General features: G+C 51.6%; 20 protein-coding genes. 4 read left to right on the forward strand and 16 right to left on the reverse strand.

The features are described from left to right. The first annotated feature begins 66 nt into the window (after positions 1-66). On the forward strand, positions 67-1,437 hold the full coding sequence (locus tag WMW72_RS21925) for a DJ-1/PfpI family protein (protein ID WP_341417703.1): 1,371 nt from the start codon (positions 67-69) through the stop codon (positions 1,435-1,437). A gap of 121 nt (positions 1,438-1,558) precedes the next feature. On the opposite strand, the gene WMW72_RS21930 is transcribed toward WMW72_RS21925, so the two are convergent. Together WMW72_RS21930 and WMW72_RS21935 are read right to left on the reverse strand one after the other, a co-directional pair. After that, positions 1,559-2,419 (reverse strand): cupredoxin domain-containing protein, encoded by an 861-nt coding sequence (locus WMW72_RS21930; protein ID WP_341417704.1) that lies wholly within the window; start codon positions 2,417-2,419, stop codon positions 1,559-1,561. 27 nt (positions 2,420-2,446) lie between these two features. Beyond that, entirely contained in the window at positions 2,447-2,590 is a 144-nt protein-coding gene (locus tag WMW72_RS21935; RefSeq protein WP_341417705.1) for a DUF2933 domain-containing protein, read from the reverse strand. A gap of 248 nt (positions 2,591-2,838) precedes the next feature. Between WMW72_RS21935 and WMW72_RS21940 the strand changes: the two genes are divergently transcribed. The 3 genes from WMW72_RS21940 to WMW72_RS21950 are packed head-to-tail and all read left to right on the forward strand — an operon-like array spanning position 2,839 to position 5,158. Next, a complete protein-coding gene (locus tag WMW72_RS21940) occupies positions 2,839-3,549 on the forward strand; it encodes a response regulator transcription factor (protein ID WP_341417706.1) in 711 nt (236 codons plus the stop codon). After that, entirely contained in the window at positions 3,546-4,958 is a 1,413-nt protein-coding gene (locus WMW72_RS21945) for a sensor histidine kinase (protein WP_341417707.1), read from the forward strand. The genes WMW72_RS21940 and WMW72_RS21945 overlap by 4 nt, the downstream gene beginning before the upstream one ends. Next, positions 4,955-5,158 (forward strand): hypothetical protein, encoded by a 204-nt coding sequence (locus tag WMW72_RS21950; RefSeq protein ID WP_341417708.1) that lies wholly within the window; start codon positions 4,955-4,957, stop codon positions 5,156-5,158. Before WMW72_RS21945 ends, WMW72_RS21950 begins: the two co-directional genes overlap by 4 nt. Positions 5,159-5,484: 326 nt before the next feature. Here WMW72_RS21950 and WMW72_RS21955 read toward each other — a convergent pair whose 3' ends face one another. The 14 genes from WMW72_RS21955 to WMW72_RS22020 all read right to left on the reverse strand — a co-directional run bounded on the left by WMW72_RS21955 (position 5,485) and on the right by WMW72_RS22020 (position 22,356). Then, on the reverse strand, positions 5,485-7,092 hold the full coding sequence (locus WMW72_RS21955; RefSeq protein WP_341417709.1) for a cellulase family glycosylhydrolase: 1,608 nt from the start codon (positions 7,090-7,092) through the stop codon (positions 5,485-5,487). Positions 7,093-7,113: 21 nt separating this feature from the next. After that, positions 7,114-7,962 carry a carbohydrate ABC transporter permease gene (locus tag WMW72_RS21960; RefSeq protein ID WP_341417710.1) on the reverse strand — a complete coding sequence of 283 codons (849 nt, stop codon included), beginning with the start codon at positions 7,960-7,962 and terminating at the stop codon, positions 7,114-7,116. Next, complete coding sequence (locus WMW72_RS21965; protein WP_341417711.1) at positions 7,959-8,846, reverse strand: carbohydrate ABC transporter permease; 888 nt, start codon at positions 8,844-8,846, stop codon at positions 7,959-7,961. Before WMW72_RS21965 ends, WMW72_RS21960 begins: the two co-directional genes overlap by 4 nt. A 36-nt stretch (positions 8,847-8,882) precedes the next feature. After that, positions 8,883-10,175 carry an ABC transporter substrate-binding protein gene (locus tag WMW72_RS21970; protein WP_341417712.1) on the reverse strand — a complete coding sequence of 431 codons (1,293 nt, stop codon included), beginning with the start codon at positions 10,173-10,175 and terminating at the stop codon, positions 8,883-8,885. A 116-nt stretch (positions 10,176-10,291) separates the two neighbouring features. Continuing rightward, positions 10,292-11,383 carry a response regulator transcription factor gene (locus WMW72_RS21975; protein WP_341417713.1) on the reverse strand — a complete coding sequence of 364 codons (1,092 nt, stop codon included), beginning with the start codon at positions 11,381-11,383 and terminating at the stop codon, positions 10,292-10,294. Positions 11,384-11,400: 17 nt separating this feature from the next. Continuing rightward, complete coding sequence (locus tag WMW72_RS21980) at positions 11,401-13,146, reverse strand: sensor histidine kinase (protein WP_341417714.1); 1,746 nt, start codon at positions 13,144-13,146, stop codon at positions 11,401-11,403. A gap of 284 nt (positions 13,147-13,430) precedes the next feature. After that, positions 13,431-14,333, reverse strand: coding sequence for an oxygen-dependent tRNA uridine(34) hydroxylase TrhO (gene trhO, locus WMW72_RS21985; RefSeq protein WP_341417715.1), 903 nt, complete (start codon positions 14,331-14,333; stop codon positions 13,431-13,433). 214 nt (positions 14,334-14,547) lie between these two features. Beyond that, positions 14,548-15,378, reverse strand: a complete 831-nt coding sequence (locus WMW72_RS21990; RefSeq protein WP_341417757.1) for an ABC transporter ATP-binding protein — start codon at positions 15,376-15,378, stop codon at positions 14,548-14,550. Beyond that, positions 15,378-16,409 (reverse strand): FecCD family ABC transporter permease, encoded by a 1,032-nt coding sequence (locus WMW72_RS21995; protein ID WP_341417716.1) that lies wholly within the window; start codon positions 16,407-16,409, stop codon positions 15,378-15,380. The genes WMW72_RS21990 and WMW72_RS21995 overlap by 1 nt, the downstream gene beginning before the upstream one ends. Continuing rightward, a complete protein-coding gene (locus tag WMW72_RS22000; RefSeq protein WP_341417717.1) occupies positions 16,406-17,443 on the reverse strand; it encodes a FecCD family ABC transporter permease in 1,038 nt (345 codons plus the stop codon). Before WMW72_RS22000 ends, WMW72_RS21995 begins: the two co-directional genes overlap by 4 nt. After that, positions 17,440-18,531, reverse strand: a complete 1,092-nt coding sequence (locus WMW72_RS22005) for an iron-siderophore ABC transporter substrate-binding protein (protein WP_341417718.1) — start codon at positions 18,529-18,531, stop codon at positions 17,440-17,442. The genes WMW72_RS22000 and WMW72_RS22005 overlap by 4 nt, the downstream gene beginning before the upstream one ends. Before the next feature lie 245 nt (positions 18,532-18,776). Then, positions 18,777-20,570, reverse strand: coding sequence for a helix-turn-helix domain-containing protein (locus tag WMW72_RS22010; protein ID WP_341417719.1), 1,794 nt, complete (start codon positions 20,568-20,570; stop codon positions 18,777-18,779). Between the two features lie 375 nt (positions 20,571-20,945). Next, a complete protein-coding gene (locus WMW72_RS22015; protein ID WP_341417720.1) occupies positions 20,946-21,092 on the reverse strand; it encodes a hypothetical protein in 147 nt (48 codons plus the stop codon). 73 nt (positions 21,093-21,165) lie between these two features. Then, positions 21,166-22,356 carry an MFS transporter gene (locus WMW72_RS22020; RefSeq protein WP_341417721.1) on the reverse strand — a complete coding sequence of 397 codons (1,191 nt, stop codon included), beginning with the start codon at positions 22,354-22,356 and terminating at the stop codon, positions 21,166-21,168. Positions 22,357-22,485: the final 129 nt, after the last annotated feature.

Consider the following 22,485-nt stretch of genomic DNA (forward strand, 5'->3'; position numbering starts at 1 on the left):
CAAGGCGCCCTCCCCTTATTCTTAAAGGGAATTGCAACTAGAGAAAAATAAGGGAGAGAAATGAAGTTGAAAAAAGTTTGGCGGATTCTCGTGTATGTGTTCGTTTTCGTCGTGGCTGTGGGAGGAACAGGAGCGGTCGGGTTCGCTTCGACGATGCAGGAGGCGATGTCCATGTACGATCGGCCCCTTCCGGCTTCGTTATCCAATCTGCAACCACCGCCCTATGATTCCAAAAAAACGACCGTAGCCGTTATACTGGCCAACGAAGTTACAGAAGTATTCGATTTCCTGGTTCCCTATGAAATGTTCTCGATGACCGAGGCGTATAATGTGTTTGCCGCGGCCCCCGACAACAAGGTGAAGTCGCTGACCGGCGGACTTGACGTCGTTCCGCATTACACGTTCGATGAGCTGGACCATATGACGGGCAAGGGACCGGATATCATCGTCATTCCTTTCATGCCGATCTTGGACGAAGCGAAGTACAAGCCAGTCCGCGACTGGATCAGGAAGCATTCCGGCCCGAATACGATCCTCCTCTCGATCTGCAACGGAGCGGAGAACTTGGCCGATACCGGCCTGCTGGACGGGAAATCCGCTGCCACGCACTGGGGAGATATCGACAGGCTGGAGAAAACCTACACGAAGGTTCAATGGAAAAGGGATCAGCGCTACGTGCCTGATGGCAATCTGGTCTCCTCTGCTGGCTTGACATCCGGCATCGATGCGACGCTTTACGTGATTGCCCGGCAAATCGGGGAGCCTGCGGCGGCTAAAGTCGCCAAGGCCATGAATTACCCTTCCTATGATTTTGTGGAGCATCCGCAGATGGAGCCGTTCCCGGTAGGGCTCAGCGATATCGTCTATATCTTGAACAATGCGTTCCAATGGAACAAGAAAAAGAACGGCGTATTTCTGTACAACGGCGCGGATGAGCTGGCGTTATCCTCGGCATTTGACACGTACGGGGCTTCCGGTACCACGATAACGCCCACGATATCGAGTAGCCGCGAGCCGATAGTCAGCCGTCATGGCCTGAACCTGATCGCCCGCTATACGCTCGCCGATGCTCCGCAGCTCGACAACCTGATCTTTGTCGGATCTGATGTCAAGATGCGCGCTGCCGACGATATCCGCAAGTGGAACGACAAGGGCAGCCAGACTCCAACCCTGTTCCTGCATAGCGATGCGCCGGACCGGTTCGCGATGGAGCCTGCCTTTGAACAACTGGCCAAGCAGGAGGATGTGCGTTCGGCAGCCTTTGCAGCCAAGCGGCTGGAGTATCGTGCGACAGACCGGCTTAAGTTGGAAGGAGCGCCGTTCTCTTATGAAGCGTTTGGGATCCCGATAGCCGTCGGCATTCTGGCTTTGCTCGTCGGTTTCATCCTGGACAGACGCTTCATGGCGAAGATGCGCCGTTCTGCCAAAGCTTCCTGAACCTGAGGGAGGCAGGCTTAAAGTTTGGACCCCCTCCATTCGGGCCCGAATAAACATGGCGATGCCCGGGATTAACATCCTTGAGCACCGCCATTTCTTTAATTTTGATAAAATTCTCAAGCTATGCCTTCACCGTGATCTTACCGCCATACATATACATGCGGCAATGGTAATCATAAACCCCCGGTTTCAAGTCTCCCAAGTCGACATAGTTATTTCCTTTTTTTAATTGCACATCCTTATTCAATTTTTCGAATTCAACCGTAGCCGTGCAATCTCGCGCTGAATTGGCAATAAAATTAATTTTGGTGGGCACTCCTGCCTTCACCTCAATATCCTTGGGGGCGTATCCGGTAGCACTTACCTGAATATTAACAATTTCATAGCCTGCGGTTTCCTCCGAAGCCGCCCCTTCCCCTGCTGACGTGCTTGGGGCTGCCCCGAACACCGAACTTGTCCCTTGATACTGAACAACTAACAATACGGCAACCAATACCATGCCTAAGATCAGTGCAGAGAGACTGCCTACAAATCGTTTGCCGACCGCCTGACGAGCTTCTTTGGTTTTACCGGATTCTTGTTCGATCAATTGAATGAGCACGCTCATGATAAAAATGAAGATGACATCTACAAATATGACCATGACATCTGACACAACGAGCATGACGCCAAGCATAGCGCCCATCATGCCGCCCATGACTCCCGCCATCATGCCATCCAAGGCAGCCATGAGACTGACTGGTTTTCCGGTTAAGTAACCGACTCCCATCCCGAATAAAATCGAGAGGATCGTGGAGAGCGTTAAGTCATGATTCAGGGCAACGCCCAACAGAACACCAAGTGCAAGACTGGACATCATGCCGACAGTCATGGCAATCATCATACCGGCCATACAGCTCAATTTTTCTTTTTGCTTGTAGGTGTAGAACACGCTATATCCAGTTAACAGCATGACTAACCCCATACTTATGATCGACAACATCCAAATACTCCCTCCGGCCATTTCTGGTTAAGATTGCATGTTCTGCTGGGAAGCCTCCAATTGCGATGGATCTGCCTTCTTATTCTTGCTTCCGCCGAACATCCCCCTCATGCACAGAAGCATCATGATAGGACAAGCCAACAGTGCCAAAATCGATAATAGTTGCTGCATTTGCGATTCCTCCTTGATCCGTGTAAGAACATGCTCAGTATAGTCCCAAGATGTGTTGAAAGTTTGATGAAAGCATGGAGAATCATTGTGTTTAATCAGGCAAGGTCCGTATGTTTCCTTCAACAAATGTGGCAATCTATAGAGGGAGGCCAGGATCGATGTTTTGATTCAAATTTCCGCTTCTTCACAGTTTCAACAAATGTGGATGATAAACTAGATAGTAAATAGCGATAGAAAAGGTGTACCCTATGCAGAAAATTCATGTATTGGTTGTCGATGACGAATGGAATATGCGGAACCTGCTGCGTATTTACTTGTCCAAGAGCGGCTTTCAGGTCACGGAAGCGAGCGGCGGAAGCGAAGCTCTAAGTGTGATCAAACAATCCTCCTTCGATCTGATTATTTTAGATGTCATGATGCCCGATATGGACGGGTGGGATGTCTGCAAAAAAATACGCAAAGTCAATCAGTCGCCCATTCTGATGCTGACCGCCCGAACCGAAACCCAAGATAAAGTTCATGGATTTAACGTTGGAGCGGATGATTACGTGGTGAAGCCCTTTGAACCCGAAGAGTTGATTGCCCGGGTTTTTGCTTTGATCCGAAGAGCCGGGATGGCAGAGACTCAACCCTCTCCTATCGAGACCATTTCATATAGGGGCATTCTCATCGATTCCAAATCAAGGCAAGTTTTCGTAAACGAGCAGCCGGTTGAATACACGCCCAAAGAGTTTGAATTGCTTCGCTATATGGCCGAGCATCCTAATCGGGCTTTTTCAAGGGAAGTCTTGCTGGAACAGGTTTGGGGGGATGATTACTTTGGGGATATTCGAACCGTAGATACCCATGTTAAGAATATCCGAGAAAAGCTGAGGCAAGCCGGCCTGAACGATACGCCTGTTCAAACGGTTTGGGGGGTGGGATATAGATTCCACGCCATTGAGGATCGTGATTCATGAAATTTAACCGAATTGTCGCCAAATTAGGCGGAGCCATTATAATTCTTTTCCTTGTCGTCCTTCTGCCTCTTGGTTATGTTACTAATCAAATTGTCTCCGGATTTTATTATAAAAAGATACAGGATGAGATCAGCGAATCTTCCGCTCGGTATGCCGAGTCGATATCGACAATCCAAGATCCGATTGCAGCTGTCCGAAAGTTTGAAGAAATCTCGCAATTCACGAACGTTCGCATGGTTATGGCTGATGACCGGGGTCATATTATTGCAAATTCCGGAGTACCTTGGGCGGCTCAAGAAACGGTTATTGCTCAGGAGGACATGAACGCGTTCACTGAAGCGAAGACGCTGCTCCGCGAGATGAATTCTCCATCTAACGGGGATCGTTTTTTAGTTGCGGCCGCTCCCATCATGAACGGTACGCATTTTCGCGGAGCCGTGTATGTCTTAGCCTCTACTCAGGATGTCCGCCAGTCCCTTCGGAATGTTCAGGAGCTATTAATCCTATCTGGCATCGGAGCGTTTTTTTTGGCTCTCGGATTCACTTTTATTCTTTCAAGAAAGCTCTCCCACCCATTAATCGAAATGGAACGGGCAACCCGACAAATGGCTACAGGCAACTTAAACATTCGGGTCCAAGTTCCGGCAAGAGACGAGATGGGTTCATTAGCTACAGCTATCAACGAATTGGCCGTGGACCTGGGACGCTACCGCGACTCGAGAAGTGAATTCTTTGCCAGCATCTCTCATGAGCTTCGTACGCCGATGGCTTATTTGGAAGGATATACGCATGTGCTCAAAGAAGGGCTTTACGAGTCGGAACAAGAAAAGGAGCGCTATCTGGACATTATTCATAAAGAAGCCGTTCGATTGACCAGGCTGATTGAGGACTTATTTGCCTTGTCCAAAATGGAGGAAGGCAAAATAAGCCTCGATCTGGAATGGATAGATCTTGCCGAAGTCATCGAACATTCGCTGAAGAAAGTTGAACTTAACCTAAAAAGCAAAGGACTGAACTTAAGCGTTGGAATTCCCGCATCGGTTCCGCTCGTCTATGCGGATGGGTTGCGCATGGAACAGATCTACATGAATTTGCTGGATAACGCGATTCGCTATACCGAAGCCGGGAACATTGATGTACAGGTGAGCACGGCAGAGCCTGACCGGGTAATAACCGTCATCGAGGACTCCGGAATCGGTATTCCGGCGGAGGAGTTGCCCTATATCTTTGAACGCTTTTACCGCGTGGAAAAATCTCGCTCCAGGGAACGCGGGGGAACCGGACTTGGACTGGCCATTGTGAAGAAACTGGTCAATATTCAGGGGGGATCGATTCAGGTTTCCAGCAGCTTGGGTCAGGGGACAAGGTTTGAGATTGTTTGGTTTACGGGAGGGAGTAAATACCCATGAAATGGATGGATTGGTTAGTCGCTTTTGTTTTGGTCGCCATCGGAATATGCTGTTTGACCATGTCGGCAACGTCTATGCTTCATCCGGGCTCCTTCCAAAGTTATATGGCGGCCTTCCTTCAAATCTGTATGTGGATTGGAATTCCGGCATTGATCGGAGGAACTTTATACTTGATATTGAAAAGCAGAAAAGGATCGTAATCCTCGCCGAACTCCATACAAATCAATCTATCCACCCATACTATGGTAATGAAAAAAACGAGCCTTAGAAGTTAATCTAAGCGCTCGTTTTACTTTGTCTATTGGGCATTACGACTCCTATCTAGCCGCAGATAGGCGGTCCGCCCTCTTCGCGGCCAGCATCCATCAAACCTTCTCACGCTGGTATTGCAGCGGGCTCATCTCATCCGCTGCACGCAGTCAATACTTCCGTGAATGGCTGGAAATCTACTGACTCGTCCGCTTCGCGCATGACCCACATGACCCAACTCGTATAGCCGATTTCGCGTAGAACTTCCAGAATGAACTTATTTCAGCTCTATCCACTCTAATGCAGCCTGACCTGTCTGCACCCGTACCTTCAACGTATGTCTTCCTGCGGCAACTGTACCTGCCAGCCGGCTCCCGCTCAAGCGCCAATCCTCTCCGTACAGGTATAAGACAACAAGCTCACGGTCGTCCAAGAACAAGTCTAAAGCAGTGCCTGCTGCCTCCGGCTGCACCTTGAGCGCAACCTCCAGAACGTCCGTGCTGGCCGGAAGGTTGATCTCATAGGCCAACCAGTCACCGGCTTTCAGATGAACGCATAGCTTCTCATCCTCCGTCCAAGCCTCTCCGCCGCCATGCTGGAAATTCGGCAGCGTTCGCTCGCTATGCACAAACCGGATATCCGTCCCGTCGTCTTGGCGGAAGCCCAACTGATGGGTAACAGGCTCGCCGACATGGTAGCCGAGCCCTTCGCCCTGATAGCCGTAGAAAATCGCCGGAAGCCTAACCGGCGCCCTGCGCAGCAATGCGTTCACTACTTCGGGATAGTAGTCGCATCGATCAAGCGGCAGATGGTCCAGATATTCCTGGAGAATGCGCTCTGCCTCCTCCGCACTCGGACGGGCACCGCCATTCAAGTAAGCCACCAGCTGTTCCCAGCCCTGCGGCTTGCGGATCGAGTACGGGGAATTGTCGGTGTCCATCTTCTTCCACGTCCAGAAATTCCACGAGATGTCATGATCCTCGAAAAGCTGGAACGCCCCAACATACCAGTTGATATTGTTTTCCCCGCCTTCCCCCATGAACAGCGGAGCATTCAATTCCTCACGCTTGTCCAGATAGGTCTGGATGCTTGCCGTGTCCGGATTGTTCCAATACTTATGGAATTGTAGCAGCAGGTTATCATCCGGCTTGTCGGTAAAGATACTCCAGTCTGTGGCCCAATGAGCACCCTCCAGGATGATCATATGGCGGTCGTCGACCTCACGGATCGCTTGGATCATGTCCCGGTATAACGGCATGATCTTGTCATTATGCTCGGCAAACCAATTGGGCAGCGGCTCATTGAGAAGGTCGTAGCCCGCTACGATCCACTCGTCCTTGTAGCGTTCGGCGAGCATTCTCCACATGGCGATCGCCTCAGCCCGATGGGCATCATTCAGGAACAGCTCTGGCAGATTGTTCTCCGAGTCGTCGATATTCGTACCGGTCTGCCCGCCCGGCGCACCATGCAGATCGAGGATCGCGTACAAGCGATACTGCCTGCACCAGGCGATCATCCGGTCGAGGAGCGCCAGATGACCTTCGTGATAGACACCCGGAGCCTCCGTCTGCAGAAAGCGCGCATTAATCGGAATACGCACGGAGTTGAAGCCTTCCTCGGCAATTCTCCGGATATCCGCCTCCGCCACATAACGGTCGTAGTACGTTTCCCAGAACTGGCGAGCCTTCTCCTCCCCGATCAAGTCACGGATCATCGCCTCCATCCTGCGAGGACGGTCTCCCTGCTCGGGGAACCTCCACATATACCCCTCCGGCAGCAGCCAGCTCCCGAAGCCTACGCCGCGAAGCAGCACGTCCTCCCCGGCTTCATTACGGAGCTTGCGTCCATCCGCTCTTAGAAAGCCTTGTACCTGTTCGTTCCCCATATCGTTCTCTTCTCCTCCTGTCTATCCCTTAACGGCACCTTCCGCGATTCCGTTCAGGATATATGATTGAAGCACCGAATAAATCAGAATGACCGGCAGCAGTGTCAGCACCAGAGACGCCAAAATCGCGGACCAATCATGGTTGCCATACTGGCCGAACAGCATATTAATCGACAGCAGCAGCGTGTATTGATCCGAATCCGTCAGCATAAGCAGCGGAAGGAGGAAATCATTCCACATCCAGAGCAAATTCAGAATTGCAGCGGTCGCCGTAATCGGCAGCAGCAGCGGAAAAATCACCGTGAAGAATAACCGAAACTCCCCGCAGCCGTCCATCACAGCCGCCTCATCCAGCTCCCGCGGGATCGATTTCACAAATCCGTGATACAGAAAAATTGCCATGGAAACGCCCAGACCGATATAGATGAAGCCCAGACCGACCGTCGATCCCTGAACGGATAACTCCTTGGCGATCTTCACCAGCGTAATCATGATGGAGTGGAAGGGGATGAGCATAGACATCACAAACAAACCGAAGATAAATCCGCTCAAGCGTCCAGCCGTACGCGAAAGCTTAAACCCTGCCATGGAGGCAAACACGATAATCCCCGCGAGCCCCACGACCGCGACCACGACCGTATTGCCCAAGCTGCGCAGGAACTCCGTTTTATGAAAAGCATCCGCATAATTGGCGAGCTGAAGCTTCGCAGGCAGGGAGAGAATGTTGTTCATCATCTCCCCCTCGGTCTTCAAGGAATTCAGAATGCCCATATAGACGGGAAACAAGGTGAAGCATGCAGCAACAAGCAGAACCAGGAAAATGATAGTGGAGCCCATCCGGTAGCGAAGAGCAGCCGTTCCCTTGCTCATGCTTCCACCTCCCGGTTTTTCATGATGCGGAGCTGGATGAGCGTAATCAGGAAGACGATCAGGAATAACAGCATCGCCTTGGCGCTAGCGTAGCCGTACCGGCTGTGCAGCTTGAACGCTTCCTCCATAATGTTCAGCGCGATGACCTGGGTAGATCTGCCCGGTCCCCCGCCGGTCAAGGCAAAGACAGCCTCGAATACCTTGAAGGAGTTGTTCAGCGTGAGAAAAATACCGATGGTCAGCGCCGGGTAGATCAGCGGCAGCGTCACATGGCGGAAAATCTCTCCCGCATTCGCTCCGTCGATCATCGCCGCTTCCTTGAGCGACTGGGGAACCCCCTGCAAGGCGGCCATGTAGATGACCATCAAGTAGCCGACCCCGCCCCATAAGGATAAGATTAAAATAGAATAAAAGGAAGTATTCGGATCGCCGATCCAGGACCGGTCCAGAAACGGCATACCCCAATGAATCGCTACATAAGGAAGCACCTTCGTAAAAATAAACAGCCACATAAACCCGCCGATGATCATGCTGATCATGTTCGGCATGAAGAAGATCGTCCGAAACCAGGCTTTGCTTCTTCCCCTCGTCTCGACGAGCACCGCCAGCGCAATAGCGATCACATTCTGCAGCACGACCATGAACAACACATATTTGAGCGTAAACTTTAGCGAATCCAGGAAAACCGGATCATCCGTCAGCGCCTCCACGTAATTAGCGAATCCGACCCAGCTATAGTGCGGATTCAAGCCGTTCCAATCCGTCAGGCTGTACCAGACGCCCCCGAAAGCGGGGGCGAGGGTGAATACAGCATAGAAGAGCAGAGCCGGCGCGACGAAGGCAAGCAGGATGATCGAGGATTTCCACTTTCTAGTCCATCCCATCCGATGACCTCCCTAGAGCGGTAGCTACCTGCCTATTTACTTGCTGGCTTTGATCGCATTCGCCCATGTTTTATCCAGGGCCTTGATCAAGTCATCCTTCGTCACGTTTTTCGCATAATAGCTTTGAAGCAGCTTGGCCGTTTCATCAGTCACCCCGTTCGGCAGCGACAGATCCAGGTAAGCCTTGCCTTTGGACACATAGCTGCTCGCTTCGGTCACCCAAGGGAACGTCTCATACTTATGAATGTCGGCTACCGGGTTGAACTTGAGCTCCTGGAACAGCGGCGGGGAGGCTTTATCGTCCAGCACATAGTTGAGCAGATCCAGCGCGACCTCCTTATTCTTGCTCGTCGAGGAAACGGCCAGCGAGGTCGAGGTCGCCAGATTGATCATCGTGCCAGCCGGATTGTTGCTCACCGGGAGCGGCGCCACACCGAACTCGGCGTTCGGGTTCGCCTTCAGAATCGATTCCGCCTGCCACGGTCCTTGTACCCACATCGCGGCTTTGCCGTTCGCAAAATCGCTCGAACCGGCTGCGCTGCCTACCTCGAACGGCTTATCCGTTCCGTTGGCCATAATCAAATCAATGATATTGAAGACATCCTTCACATCGCCATAGGAGGCCTGACCCTTATTCATCTTGTCCACCCAGTCCGGATGCTCCGAGGACACGATGCCGCCAAGCGAAAGCGCCATCATCAATTGCGGAATCCAAGCTTCCTGGAAGGACAATTCGAACGGAGTAACCTTGCTCGCCTTGAGCTTCTCTACAACCGCTTTCATTTCATCCAGCGTTTGGGGAGGCGTCAGTCCGAGATCCTTGAACATTTTCTTATTGTAAAGATAGCCCCAAGACAAGCTCTCCAGCGGAAGAGCGGCGACCTTGCCGTCATACGTCACGGTTTTCCTTACGCTCTCATAAATCTTCGGCACGAACGGCTGATTGGACAGATCGGCCAGATAACCGGCCTTGGAGTAAGTCGGAATATCGGCGATCGCATGAAGCGTGAACAGATCCGGCGCATCCCCCGAAGCCAGTCTCGTCTGAAGAATTTGCTTGGCCTGATCGGGATTCGGCATTTCCAGCTTGATTGTCACATCGATGTTCTTCTCAGCCTTCTGCTTCTGCTTGAACTGCTCGAAATACTTATCGAACTGGTCCTTGAACCGCGGAAAGCTCATAAATACCTTCAGCTCTACTTTTTTGGCAGCCGCGGCCTGTTCGCCAGAAGCGGGGGCCGCCGATTTCTCTGTGGTGCCGGAAGCTCCGCAGCCGGCGGCAGCCAGGGCCAGACTTGAGGTCAATAATAAAGCGAGCGCTTTCTTCATTTTGTCAATCCCCTTTGTCAGTCGTATAGTTCGTTACAGCTCTAAGTATAGGGGGATAGCGGACCGCATTCATTTGACAAGTTTAGCATCCTGTTTTGAAACATATTGATGTCAGCCTACTCCTCCTTGCGCAGATCTCCGGGCGTAATTCCGAAGTGCTTCTTAAATACCCGGTAGAAATACGTCAGATCGGCGTAGCCTGTCAGCTCAGCCACATGCTTGATCGAATAGCCTTGCTCCACGATCAGCTCCCTCGCCCGCTCCATGCGTCTGCGGTGCAAGTAATCGGTCAAGTTCTCGCCGGCCGAAGCTTTGAACAACCGGCTCAAATGCTCCTTGCTGACGAAAAATTGCTGAGCGATCGTTTCCAGCGAGATGGGTTCGCCATAATGCTTGTCGATATAGGCCTGGATCGCGGCGATAGATAGACTTCCCCGGCTTCTGCGGAGCAGCTCCGCCTCCCTGATCGCAATCACATAGAGGGAACCCAGCTCGTTCATCGCTTGTGTAATACTGGACCATTCGGTGACAGATACGGCGGACGGGTCACGCGCATAGTCGGAGCTCAGTCCGTTCTCCGCGAGAAACTCCTGCAGCATCAGGATAAAATCATACGCGAGCTGGGGAATCATTCCCTTCTGCCTCTCCGGGGTGAGCGTCTCCGTCAGTTCCTGCTGCAGCTTAAGGAAGGCTTGCTCGACTCCACCCGCCTGGAACTCTCTCATGAGGGCATACACTTGGCGCTTCGTGGCCAAATACCCGTTCAGCAGAGCGCTGTCGGCAAATAAGAACGGTTCCCCGGCATCATCAGCGCCGTCATAACGAGAGGCTGCCTCTCTCAGCTCGGCCAGACAACGGGATAAAGCACCCAGCAATTCATCCGCATCGATCGGCTTCAGCAAATACTCAACGGCACGCGAACGGATCGCTTGCTTCAGATACGGCCAATCATCATAACCACTCATCACGATAATTTTAATCTCGGGATATTGATCGTTCAACTGCTGGAGCAGCTCCACACCGTCGATCCCGGGCATGCGCATATCCGTGATGATAATATGCGGAGACAGCTCATCCGCCAGGCGCAGCCCTTCCCTGCCGTCCTCCGCTTCTCCAGCTTGCTGCAGCCCCAGGGACTCCCAGGGAACAAGGGTTTTCACCACTTGCCGGGACCACGGCTCATCGTCAATAATCAGTACATTATACATGGCAGCGTCTTGCCTCCTTAACAAGGAATCACAGCAACAACCAAGGTGCCGCTATCTGGCGTGCTGAATAGCCGGACTCCATAGGAGGGTCCGAAGCTCAGCTTGAGCCTGGCATCTACATTGTGCAGGCCGATCCCTTTCCTCCTGCCTTCCCTTCTCTGAGCAGGAGCCGTCTTCTTCAGCAGCTCCTCCGAGAGCTCACGGCGCAGCCGCAGGAGCACCTCGCGCTCCATGCCCATGCCTTCGTCCTTGACCATTAGCAGCACCCGGCCTCCGACCCGCCGCACACGAATCTCCAGCCTCCAGGCTCCTTCCCTCCTCTGCAGACCATGCTCGAAGGCATTCTCCACGATTGGCTGCAGCGTAAACTTGGGCAGCCTGCTCTCGAGTGCCCGCTCATCGACCGCCAGCGAAATGGTGCAGCGCCCTACAAAACGGTGCTCCTGAATGAACAAATAGTTGCGCGTATGCTTCAATTCTTCCTCTAGAGACACCATGTCCTCATCCGAGCCGATCGAATACCGGATCAAATCGCCGAATACGTGAATGATTTTATAAATTTCCGGCGCATTCTTCCCCAGCGCCATCCCGCCGATCAAGTGAAGCGTATTATACATAAAATGGGGGTTGATCTGCGCTTGTAAAGCCATAAGCTGCGCATTCTTTACTTCGATCTGGTGCTGGTATTCCCCCTCGATCAATTCCTTGATCCGCCTCATCATGGAATTGTACCCGGTTTCCAGAAGACCGATTTCATCGCGGTTCTGCACCGTCTTCATCTCGAAGCTATGGACGTGGGCTAACCGCATCTCGCGCGCGAGACTGACGATCGGACGGCTAATCCTCAGCGACACGAGAATCGATAAGAGCAGGGACGCCAGAGCAAAGGCTGCTCCTGTCAGCAAACCCGCCCGGATCGTAGCGTTAGCGCTCTGATTGATAGTGGAAACCGGAATAGCCTTGATTACCGTAAGCGGTCCATCCGACACCTTCTTGGCGAAATACAAATAATTGTGCCCCCGCTCAGCGAATAGCTCAGCATCAGGCAGCTGCAGAGTCTTCAGATAACTCGCCAGCTCATCGGTGACATCCAGCGTTGTCGAGCCGGACAGCAGCTCGCCCTCATCATTAAGCAGAAACACTGAGCTATCGGCCTCCGACCTCAGGATCGAGCCGACCTCCTCCCACACCTCCTTGTTGATACGGGCCGAGATTCCGCCCAGCAGCTTGCGGTCCTCGAAGCGATTGATGCTATGGAAAGCATAGATTCCGCTGCTGGTTTGCTTGAAGTACATATTGACCGGCGCCCGCCGGATACGGCTCCAGGCTTCGTCCTCCAGATCGGATAGCGGGAAGCTTTCGTTACTGGAGAATTTCACATCATAGGCCCGCTTCAGCTGCTCCAGATAAAGCGTGACCTGATCAAACTTGCGCGAGTTGGCATAAAAGACCGAGGTCAGTGTTTGCCAAACGACATTCTGACTGCGAAACTGCACGCCAATGTCCGGACTTTCCAGCTCCTGGGCAGCCGTCATTAGCGTCTGATTGATCTGCAGCGTATAGAAAAGAACATCCACCTGCTCAATCAATTCGGTTAAGTACTGGTCCGCCCACCTCATACGGGACTCATTCGCGCTGAAAATCTCTTTTTCCACCGAAGCTCTCATATTCTTGGTGGCTATCCAGGTGACCGTGACAACGGGCAGCGTCGTCAGCAATATCATAAGGATCATGAGCCGGAACCGGATGCTCATATGCTTCATTGTCAGGCTCCCCCTATGCAGATCCGTCTTTTTATTATGTATTCGGTTTCAAAAACCATACCTCCTCCTACGCGAATTTGAATCATATTGATGTTAAGCATTGAAAGATATTGATAGGGAACTCCATGAAGCTTCTGACTTCGCCATCTCGATGAGTTGTGGAGCCATGTGCGGCCAAGTAATCAAAAAGCCCGCAAATGGCCGCGAGAGCCATGTACGGGCTATACAGATACAGAACACTTTTACAATAACTCCGCCTTAAATCACGAAATGAAGGGGTGCTTTTATCCTTTCGTTGCCGCAGCTGAAGGGGACGCGCATGCCTCCGAGCAATAACCATGATGAACGTCATCACACGCTTCACAGCAAATATGCTGCAGGTGACAAGTATCCTCTGCACAATTGATATATCGCTCCGAGGGGCTGCCGCAATGATGGCATTGTCCGACGACAACGGCTTCATCCGTGTGATTGATCGGCACGGATATCCGTTCATCAAACACATAGCATTTGCCATCGAAAAGCCTGCCTTGCACGTCAGGATCTTTTCCGTAGGTGACAATGCCGCCATCTAACTGATAAACTTCCTGGAAGCCTTGCTGCAGCAGATAGCCGCTCAATTTCTCACAGCGAATCCCACCTGTGCAATACGTCAGAATGGGCTTGTTTTTAAATTCGCTCATATGTTCATCTATCCACTCCGGAAATTCCCGGAAGGAATCGACATCCGGTCGAATGGAATTGCGGAAATGCCCGAGGTCGTATTCATAGCCGGAACGTCCATCTAGCACGATGACATCGTCCCGCTGAAGCTGTTCATAGAACTGCTTGGGACTCAGGCGCTCACCACTGAGGACATTGGGATCGAGTTCATCTTCAACCCTAAACGTAACCAATTCTTTTTTGTAACGAACAAATATTTTCTTGAACGCATGTTCATCTGCCTCATCCACTTTAAACACCATATCAGCAAATAAAGGATTCTGACGTAAATCATGCATGTACTGCTCGGTTTGCTCAGCCGTACCGGATAGCGTTCCATTAATGCCTTCATCTGCAATTAAGATACGGCCCTTGACTCCCAGCTCCTTGCAATAAGCTAGATGCTCCTGACTAAACTGCTCAGCATCGGGAAGCTTTACGAATTTATAAAATAGCAGAACAAAGTATTTGGATTCGGAATTCATAAACTCACCTATTCATTAGAAATATTTTCATGACTAAATATATATTTATCTATAAAAAGTATTGTATCACAATCTAACAGGTTGGCAAGAGGATCGTACGTGAGTGAAAGGTACAATTCTATGTCCGTCTCGGCAGAACTGAACCTCTTGGTTAAAGCAAAAAGAAACGGCCTCAGTCCGATGACATTCAGAACTAGGGCCGCTTCATCTTATTCTATTCTTTAACCTGTCTGCTAAACGGAGATTCTTGTACATGATGACGCCCCCAGGGCACGACTAAAGGCGATCCTGATAGCGGGTCCTGAATGACCGTACAGTTCAACCCGAAGATTTCGTTGATCCGTGCGCTGGTGATGACTTCCGTCGGCGTCCCTTCGGCCACTAGCCTGCCCTCGCGCAGCGCGAAGACATGATCGGCATAACGCGCCGACAGGTTGATATCATGAAGCACCATCACGATGGTCGTCCCCTGCTTGCGGTTCAGGTCTGTTAGCAGGTCCAGAATTTCTACCTGGTACGTGATATCCAGAAAGGTCGTGGGCTCGTCCAGAAACAGAATATCCGTTTGCTGGGCAAGCGCCATAGCAATCCATACCCGCTGCCGCTGACCGCCTGACAGTTCGTCCATATGCTGATTGGCATACGGAGTAATATTCATCATCTGCATAGCTTCGGCTACAGCTTCATAATCCTTTTTGGTCCAGCCGCCAAGCCAAGTCTGATGGGGAAATCTGCCTCGGCCCACCAGGTCTGCGACTGTAATCCCCTCCGGTACAATCGGAGATTGCGGCAGAAGGCCTACCACTTTGGCAAACTTCCTCGGCGACATGCCTCCAATTGCTTCCTGGTCGATCGTGATCGTGCCGGAGATCGGCTTGATGAGTCTGGCCAATGTTTTGAGCAGCGTCGACTTTCCACAGCCATTAGACCCCATGATGACGCTGATCTTATGACTGGGGATGGTGAGGTCTATGCCATGAATAATCGCTTGATGGTCATAGCCGGTAACCAGCTGCTGCGCTTGAAATAGATGTGTCGGTTTCATCATAGCTCTCCCTTTTGGTTCATTCGGATCAGCAAGTAGATCAGATACGGCGCTCCGAGCATCCCCGTGACGATGCCGACGGGGAATCGGGTCTCGAAAGCAAATTGTCCGATCAGATCGGCCGCTAATACCAAATTCACGCCAACAAGTCCCGCAGGAAGGATATTCGAGAAACCTTTGCCAACCAAACGATTGGCTATAGGTCCGGCCAGAAAGGAGACAAAGGCAATAGGCCCTGTTGTAGCCGTGGCAATCGCAATGATGAACACGGAGATCAAGATCAGCATCATGCGCGTTTTGTCCGTATTTATGCCCAGAGAAGATGCCGAATGCTCGCCAAGCTCCAGTAGACTCAGGTGCTTGCCCAACCCCATGAGGATGGGCGAGAGAACCAGCACAGCGATGATAAGCGGCGGCAGTTCCCGCATCTGCGAGCCGTTCAGACTGCCTCCGAGCCATCTCATCGCTGCCGGGATATCCGTCTGGGCGCTGATCAGAATCAGATAGGAGATGACGGCGTCCAGCATAGCCTGTATCCCGATACCGACCAGAATGAGTCTTCCAATCGAAAAGGCCCTGCCTCTGGACAATATGTACATCACCGTTACTGTCGCCAGACCGGCAACGATGGAAGCGGCAGATACAACAGCTCCGTTCGCATGCAGCACCGTGATGCAAAATACGGCAGCTGCACTAGAACCGGACGTAATCCCGATCACATTGGGATTGGCCAGCGGATTGCGCAGCATGGTCTGGAACGTGTACCCGGCAATACCAAAGGCGAATCCGGCAAACAGCCCAGCCAGCATTCTCGGCAGCCGTATCGTATGGACCGCAAAGGACGCTCCCTTGATCTGCTCACCAAGCAGCACCCGGGTGACATCTTGAATGGAATATATAGTGTTGCCGAGCAGAAGCATAGCGCAGCAGAGTGCGCATGCCAGTACGGCAAGCAAGGCGGTAACCAGCGCCCAGCGGCGGCGGCGCAAATACCTGCCCCTGCGAATCAAAGCTATCGTTTCATGGTTCATAGTGATCGAACCTTCGATCTGATCGCCAGCAGGATAAGAATCGGAGCTCCTATAAAAGCTGTGACCACACCGACTTCCAGCTCGCCAGGTCTGCCGATTACCCTGCCGCATACATCGGATATCGTCAAGATTAGTGCCCCCGAAATTCCAGACATGGGGATCACATACCGCAGATCAGGGCCAAGAATCAGACGCATCACATGAGTCGCCAGTAGACCGACAAAACCGATCGGGCCCGCCAGTGCTGTCGTTGCACCGCATAAGATGACGCCGGCAAAGGCGGCAATAAGTCTCAGCACCCCTGTTCGCACACCCAAACCCGCTGCAGCTTCATCTCCCAGCGCTAAGGCATTAAGCGCCGGGGCAGTCACGATCGCAATCAGAAGGCCCAGGATTAGAAACGGGGCAATCGTAGCGATCGCACCCCAAGAGCCGGACCCCACACTTCCTACTTGCCAAAATCTAAACTGATCCATCACATAAGCACGTGGCAGCATGATAGCGGCAACCATGGAAGACAGCGCGGCACTCGTTGCCGCGCCGGCCAGCACAAGCTTAATCGGTGTGGCTCCGCCCCGCCCCATCGACCCGATTCCGTACACAAATACCGCTGTCCCCCCGGCACCCACAAGAGCAAGCCAGATGGAAGATCCCGCAGAGCTGACATTCAAAAAGGCCATTCCAGTTACGACAAACAAAGCAGCACCGGTATTGACGCCCAATATACTCGGATCGGCAATCGGATTGCGCGTCACGGATTGCATCAGCGCACCGGATACGCCAAGCGCTGCCCCGCAGCATAAACTAAACACCGTTCGTGAGATGCGCTTCCGAACGATATTGGCTTCATAGGAATCAACCTCCGGACGGAACAAGCCGTCCATCATTTCGGTAAACCCGATCCCTCGCGAGCCCAGCATCAGGGATGCGGCTGCGCATACCACGAGCAAGACGATACTGCACAGCAGAATGAGCTTGAAGTGCTTGGGCACACCCCAATTTGGTTCGGGTATAGATGGCGCTGAATGATTCATTTGCCTCGATCCAGAGCGTCCCCAATCAGCTTCAGATACTCATCAATCGTGTAAGCGATGGACAGCGGGTTTGGCGTGCCGGCTGCTACTAGCGGCGTATCGCTGTCGATAAACGCTACGGCTCCCTTCTGAATCGCCGGAATTTTGCCGAGCAAGCTATCTGCTTTAAGCGCTTGAAGCAATTCATTATTACCATATCCGACAATGACATCCGCTTCATATAAGGCCTGAGCATTTTCACTGCTCAATTTCAAGGAGTAGCTCTTCGGATCCGTAATCTGCTTGGTCACAGCATCAGGGTAAATGAGTCCAAGCTCATACAAAAACGCAACGCGTGAATCGATCGGTGTATAGATGTGCAGCTTGGACAAATCCTTGGCCGAAAAATTGACCCAAACTACCTTCTTGCCTTTAATTTGCGGATATTGACCCAATTTATCTTGAACCAGTTTTTCCGTATCCTTAATTAATTGCTTCCCTTCGGCAGCCATCCCCATGCCCGTTGCATTAAGGATGACTTGCTCCCGCCATGTCGTGGTCCAAGGCGATGTCGGGTAAGCAACCACCGGTGCGATCTGGGACAACAATTCATAATCTTCTTTCGTAATGCCCGAGTAAGCGGCCAGAATCACATCAGGCTTCGCATCCGAGATGGCTTCAAAATTAAGTCCGTCGGTATCCTTAAAAATATTCGGTTTCTCGAGACCTAATTTCTTCACTTCCTTGAGTGTCCAAGGCAGCATACCGCTTCCGTCTTGCACGCCGAAGTTAGCCGCCGAGAAACCAACCGGTTTCACGCCAAGAGCCAGTACGATGTCATGATTTGCCCATTGAACGGTAACGATTCGCTCAGGCTTGCTTTTAATGACCGTTTTTCCCAAAGCGTGCTCGATCTCAATCGGATATTTCACATCAGCTTTTTCGGAACCGACAGCAGGTGTTGGGGATACCTTGGATGGTTCAGCTGCACCGCTGGAGCCTGTAGACGAAGGTGCAGAATTAGATGGCGAGCTTGCGCACCCCGCGATGATCAGCACAAGTACGGCAAGCAGAATAAATAGAACCGTGGCTTTTGGTTTATGTCTCATTTCTCCAACCCTTTCTTGTTGCGTATGTCCAACATCCCTTGCGGACCATCCCTTCGATCTGCGAACTACTGAATGATGTTGATAATCATTATCAAATTATGATCGATAACAGTATAGCAAGTAGGGGAAATGGCAGCAATAGACAATATTCGCCTGAAAAACCGGACGATATTCGGATTCAAGCCACTTTCCCACACAAAAAAGCTATCGCTGATAAATCATGGCCGGTTGACGGCAGAGCCATGTCAGCGATAGCGGGATGATTGCAGGGTCAGCGAACGTGTAGCAGCGACAGCAAACATGTTGACAGAAAGCGGGCCTCCGTAGGGCCAGATCATACCAGAGGGTTTCATTCGACTTCCTCTGTGGGAGGAAACGTTCAGCATCCTCCAAGTCCGTTCCTTCTGCAACCGCGAGATTGCGATCTTATCGTCGCGCTGAACGAGGTACATCATATGGGCATTGTCACCCACTTCGAGCTTATCCATCTCGATGGTAGTGAACCCGAGCGGTTCATAATGCCCTGGCTTGAAGGCATTCGTTAGACCGAGGCGTTCCAAAACCCCGACGGGCAAGGAGCCGTCATTGGACAAGCGCAGCAAGTAATGCTGCTCGCTGGAGTAACCAATAGCAACCATCGCTTTATTCGTTGCGATTCGGGGATGGATATATTCACGCATGACCTTGTATGAGTCCTCCAATCGGCACTGAATGCCGGTCGCAAGCGCTCCTCTATCCAAAACAGAGGCCAGATGCCCAAAAGAGTATTCCAGCGACTCATATTCAGACGTTTGCCGGCTTGATGGAAAAAGATCGTAGGCAACGGTAGGCGCGATCTGCTGTAAAGCATCATAATAGGGTTCTGTCAGCATGCGAGTGCCGATGATTAAGTCCGGGGACAGCTCGGCAATCCTCTGCAGATTCGGCTGGAGGCGCGGGCCGACATCTACGATGCCGTCAGGAATGGCAATCGGCAGACTTAGCCAGCGAGGCATTTCGTCCGCTTCCGAGACACCTAGCGGAACGATTCCCAGCGCGAGCAAATACTCGGCCATCGTCCAGTCGAGCGCAACGATACGCTGTGGAATAGCCGTAATCTCTGCTTCGCCTAGCGCGTGCTCGATATGCCGAAGCATGGAACGCTTAATCATCAGCGGGTTGAACTCCGATGCTTCTGTTGCCGGGCCAGCCGTCAAGCTTGACTTGTCCTGCCCCGTACGCTTGAAATGCAGGGGCGACAAGCCGACCATGCGTTTGAATATCCTTCCGAAATAAGAAGGATCACGGTAGCCGGCTTTTTCAGCTACTTCTGGCAGACTGAGCGTACTCTCGGTCAATAGTGTCTTGGCAACCTCGACGCGCATTCGAGTCAAGTATTCGATGGGCGTGTACCCCGTAGCGTCTTTAAACAGCGCACAAAGATGAGGAACGCTATAATTGGCGTGCTCGGCTAACTGCTTCAGTGTGATGGGCTGTGCGTAAAAATGCTGCATGTATTGAATCACTTGCGTGATTGGGCTAGAATCGGCCGTCTCGGAGGACTGGTGCTGCAATTGGACCCATTCATATATGAAGGATAGAAAATACGCTTTGGCTTGCAGCTGCGCACCCGGCTGTTGCTGCTGCCAAGCTGCCTCCATCGTGTGCAGCAGGGTGCGCAGCGAAGTTTCCACTCCGGCATGTACCGTGCTGACCCTCTCGCCAAACTGCGATTGTTCAGCCAATTGACGCCACTGGGTATCCGTATGCTGTCCCCATTCTACTCGGTAAGTCACCAGATAAAATCGCCCTCGATTAAAGCGGGGGACGATCTGAACAGGCGTGCCCTCTCCCCCGTGCAGTACGATATCGGCAGGCTCTGTGTAACGGACATCACCGAATTCGACATGTTGGATGTTATCCGCCACATATACGAATCCACTCGCAGGCATGGAGAAAGCCATGGCAACCTCGACGGTGCATAGCCGCACTTCAATCAGCTGCACATGAGCTTGATTCCATAATTGCAAATGTTCCTCCAGGCTCAACATCGAAGGCATACAACCGCACCCTTTAATATGAGAATTATTATCAACAACATGGTCATTGTATCAAACTATGAGCGGGTTGAGAAGTCACCGGGGGTTATTCGTTAGGTGAGGAGAATTGAATTTCTGTTGGTAAAGTAAGCGTGACATCGGTCTGAATGGTAGCAATGGAATCATAAGGTTCACAACTATATATAGAAGAAACACGTTCATGAAGGGATTGAGCATTCGATGGAGGGAGAGACAGAATTGGATTACCCGGCGGAAATTTATCCTTGCCGAAGGCACGAGCAAGCCCTTCCCTACCTTTCACCGTTCACACATCATCCGAGGGAAATCGATATGTAAACAAATGAAGACCCCCTTGCCGCATGCGTCGTATACCGTTCACCGGATCACGTGCAGCAAAGGGGGCTGATCGATTACCCTAAGCATAAATTTCATAATAGCTGCGGTCTCCAGCGACGGGATGGAGAGCGGCAGGATCATCCGGTAATACATGGTGAACGCCACCGTCGATCTTGACAGCCTCATCCATTTCCTTGGAGTTGCCCAAGTAGAACTGTCTCCATAGAAAAACAGTGTGGAATAGATCGTCTTTTCAAACTTACGGTTTATCGGTTACGCTCAATTTTTGTTCACCTATTGCAGACCTGCGACGCATGGATAAAGAAAAAATAGCCGGGATGAGTGCAATTGCGACGCCAACTCCACCAAGCCAGCCGACGGCTGTAAGCGAGACTCTTTCAACAATGACGCCCCCGATTACAGCCCCTACGGCCATGCCGAGCTGCACGATAGAATTGTTCAAACTCAGGATGATCCCCGAAGCCTGAGGAGCCATACCGAATAAATATACTTGTTGAACCGGCCCCATCGACCAAGCGAAAAAGGACCATAACATAAGCAAAGGCAACACGAACATCGACGAATGGGAGAACGCCGCCAGCAAAAATAAGATGCCGGAATGAAAGAGCAAGCCTCCAATCATCGTGCGGGGTATGCCCCATTTATCTACACCGTAGCCGCCAACTTGAGAACCTATGAGGCTGGCCAGTCCAAATGCAAACAATCCGATGCTTACCATCTTCTCGCCCATTCCCGTAACGGTCAGCAGAAACGGCGTTATATAGGTGTACAGAATCATATATCCCAATATCCAGAAAAAACTGATGGACAGCGCGACAGAGATTCGGGGATTCTTTAACAAGGCGAGCTGTTCCCGAATAGGAACGGGAGCCTCTCCTTCCGATTTCGGAAGCGTCAGTAGAAGAACCAGCATCGCGATCAAGCTGAGTGCTCCGATCCCCGTGAAGATGATTTTCCAATCATACGAGCCCGCAATGATCCTCCCAAGCGGAACTCCGAGAATGAGCGCGAGGTTAAAGCCCAAGAGAACCGTTGCAATAGCGCCGCCCTGTCTTCCAGGTTGAGAGATCTTGGCTGCAACGGTCAGGGCGACGACCATAAATACCCCCGTGCTTATCGCCAAAATAATTCTTGCTCCAATCAGCATGCCGTAGCCTGTGGTTGTGACTGTGATCAGGTTCCCTACGAAAAATAATGCCAAAGCTGATAGCATAAGCGTTCTTCGATCCATCCTTGCCGTGATTGCAATAAGAATCGGTGTGCCGATGGCATAAGCAAGCGAGTAGACCGTAATCAGTTGTCCGGCCGCCGCTAACGACACTCCAACATCACTTGCCAGCATGTCCAAAATGCCGGCAATCACGAATTCCGAAGTTCCGACTAAAAAGCTGATAATGGCCAATATATATAATTTCCAAGCGTTTCTCATTCGATTCTCTCCTCTTCATTTCTATAGTTCTAAATTTGTAGAAATCATGATTAAAAAAAATGAACTCTCAAGTTCGCCGGCGCCATTTCTGGCCCCATCAGGTCTCTTTACTCCAACGTTCGTCCACTG

The organism is Paenibacillus filicis (genome assembly GCF_038070315.1).
Classification (GTDB): Bacteria; Bacillota; Bacilli; order Paenibacillales; family NBRC-103111; genus Paenibacillus_G; species Paenibacillus_G filicis.